Annotated in this window: 2 protein-coding genes; both read left to right on the forward strand. The window is 52.2% G+C overall.

The window, feature by feature from the left end; translation table 11 throughout:
• Positions 1–370: transposase (locus GSQ92_RS31090; protein ID WP_254066662.1), on the forward strand; the 370-nt coding region annotated here is incomplete at its 5' end.
• A 1,131-nt stretch (positions 371–1,501) separates the two neighbouring features.
• A complete protein-coding gene (locus GSQ92_RS22105; protein WP_159013986.1) occupies positions 1,502–3,202 on the forward strand; it encodes a hypothetical protein in 1,701 nt (566 codons plus the stop codon).
• Positions 3,203–3,276 lie beyond the last annotated feature (74 nt).

Genomic DNA, 3,276 nt, shown 5'->3' on the forward strand with positions numbered 1-3,276 from the left:
TCACCTCGTCGGATTGGTCGTGCATATCGGCAGCATCCAGGATCGGGATGGCGCCGTGGCTGTGCTGGCTTCTATTCGCAGACTTTATCCCTGGTTGCGGCACATCTTTGCTGACGGCGGCTACGCCGGCAACAAGCTGCGTCACGCGCTGCTCGCCTTCGGCCGCTGGACGGTGCAGATTATCAAACGATCTGACGCAGCTGAAGGCTTCGAAGTCCTACCGAGGCGCTGGGTTGTCGAGCGGACGTTTGCGTGGCTCGGGAGATGCCGGAGGCTCGGAAAAGACTTCGAAACAAACCTCGCGAGTTCGACGGCGTGGACGCTAATCGCTCATGTCCGACGCCTTACCCGCACTCTGGCAAGACAATGATATCAGGGCGCCCATTCTGAGTCGGACTCTGAGGCAACGAACCACGTTCAGTAACGTTTTCCTTAGGCAATGCGCCAGACAACCCCACCGGGCGAGGCTCTTCTGGTCGAAGTCGCATGCTGGAGCCATGCCCGGAGGCACTTCTACACGGGCGTCGCCGATCGCCCTGAGGGTCTCCAACAGATCGCAGCTCTGTTTGCAGAAGTGAAACGCTGGGTCTGTAGCGAACCTCTTGTGCAGCCCGTCCAAGTGATCGACCGAAATCGACCCTGGATGGTGGGGAAGTGGTTGGTCAGCATAGGGAGATCGATAGCTCGGTGGACGCAAATGCGTCGAGTTCCAACGGGTAAACTACGTCATGAACCGCTGATTGGCGATGTTGTTCCCTATCGTCAAAGTAGCCTCAGAACGCCGAAGATTTGCGGTCTAGCGCGAAAGGTGGCTTGGGGAGCAGGTTTTGCATCTGATGGGTAAGATTCAACTTCTGGGTGTAAAACGCTGTGGGAGAAAAATAATTTTCAAGATGCCGTTCAAATGTGCTTAATTGTCCTTATTATAAAGCGGCTCAAGAAACGAGAAAAAGAGAGGCTACATGGAAACGCTGCCAAAAATAGCGATCGTCTGCCTCTTTGCCCTCTACCAGGCTGGTGCCCTGGTTTGTAACGCTCGTACCTTACGGGCGCAGTCAATAACGAATAGTCCGGCCGATCACCTGAACCAACTGGAGCTTGACCAAATTAACTCGAGCCAATCTCCGCACGGGAATAAGTTGGATCGTCAAAGTGACTGCGATGGAAGTAGCTCCAACGGAACCGTCACTTCCTCAGTAGGTCAAGGGTTCGGGGATTGTGACCAAAAAAATGGCAAATCCATAATGGGGCATGCTGTCCCGCAATAGCAGCTTGTTCGCGCAAGTCGATTCTTTGCACTGAAGCTGTATCGACCATCTTCGGAGAAGCCATGCCGCGCACGTGTCACTCGTTCGCCCGTAACCAGACACTGGTGGTTCTAGCTGCGACATTAAGCGCGTGCCAGTTCTTTGGTCCGAACTCCATCAAAGTAGGTCGACCAGATTATAATAGCGCGATCCAAAACACGTCTGCGCAAATGGTGCTCGCTAACATCGTACGCGTGCGTGATCTGCAGATGCCTCTCGTGATGGACGTAACTCAAGTTAGCGCAAACCTCATTGTCCAGGGATCACTTACCGCGTCCATCATGGGGCTTGGGGCGGTTTCAGCGCTTTCTGGGGCTGGCCCCGCAGTGCCTACCTCTGCGACCGCAGGCTCACTGTCGACGAGAGTTGTTCCCAGCACTGCCGCCACATTAGGTTCATCTCTTGAGTATGAAGAGAATCCTACGATCACGTACACGCCACTGACGGGTCAGCCCCTGATCGCACAGTTAACAACACCAATAACAGTTGACTCTCTGGCATCTTTGCCAGACTCTGATTGGCCACTTCCCGGTATTTTGGAGATGGCAACACATTATCTGACGCCCAATTTTGACGACAAGGATTTGGCGATCAACTCGCTCATCGATCTGGATAGTCAAAACGTTCTGAGAGAGTCAGTTGGCAAGTCACCTCTATCCGCGACGAGTTCTCAACATCCGTCGTCCGGGACGGCGATCACACAACAACTTGTACAGGTCCTTCAGCCGAGTAGTCCGCCTTCCTCTGACTCGTTGATCTTTTATCTTAACTCTTCGAAAGCCGATGCTAAGGTACTAAGGCAATGGAGTAGACTAATCAATATTTATTGGCCAACTCAGCCGGAGGTGTCGCCAAGTCAATTTGTGAGCTCGGCCGAAAGCCAGAAATTTACAACCCAAGGTATGGCCGCAACTTTGACAAAAATAAAAGACCAGTTGATCATGGGGAAAACGAAGGATCTGATCGACCTCAGTTCTTTGCCTAACATGATTGAGTTGCGCACCACACCCGTCGCGCTGATCGCTCCCGCAGTAGCAATCATACCTTCTTCCTCAGATCAGACGCCGACGTGCAATGCGCCCTTCGCCGGACCACAATCGCCGCTGAAGTCTCACTGTTTAAACATCTCGCCAGTGCTTCGTACTAACTCTGCGATCGGTGTGTTGCTAACGGCCACTGACCCGCAGAGACCCTTAATCGAGTTCGTCTCCCCGAATCAATACAGAACGATTCGCGCTCTGAGCGAGTACTGGAATAATGGACGGTTTGCTCCTATTCACCACCCGGCCAATTCGCCAGCCACTGCTACTAAGCCGCGCCCTGCAAGTTGGCCGACTGTGCCGTTCTTCTATACGATCCCGGACTTCTTTGACAAACCGGATTTTTACAATCCTCTGTTTGAGAACAGTAATCGCTATTTCGTAAGCACTTCTGACGCAGATCCTCCCGGCGAAGAAAGACTTGCCTCGCGTGCTTTTGTGGCGTGTTATATTAGGCATTCGATATCCACCCCTTTATTGACTGTATTTCCAGACAACGACAAACTTGAAGATAACGCTCGGTTTTGCTATCAGAAGTTTGGGCGTGTACCCGATAACTTATATCATAATTTCACCGACCCTTACGGACCAGCGGCGAAGGAGATCGAAAATTCTTTAGAGTTGTCGCGCCGTTATATCCTGATTATTACGTCCGCGACCTCTCCTCAGGAAGCGCTCCCCGAAGAACCAATATATGTTTCTTTCAGAAGCAATGGAGTCTGGTATTTCATATCCAGTGACGATGACGTATCGAAGCGAAATTTCGCACTGATCTCTGAGTTCATGTCGATCATGGCGATTCCATCTCAGACCCCACAACCGACGCCTACAATTGGAGTGGGCGGCAACCACTAGTGTCCTGGCCGAGAAATAACTAGACACCTTCGCGTGGCTATGATTCGCTGAGTTCCTGGCAGCGCAGGAGACGA

Source organism: Acidisoma sp. S159, assembly GCF_009766125.1.
Classification (GTDB): Bacteria; Pseudomonadota; Alphaproteobacteria; order Acetobacterales; family Acetobacteraceae; genus Acidisoma.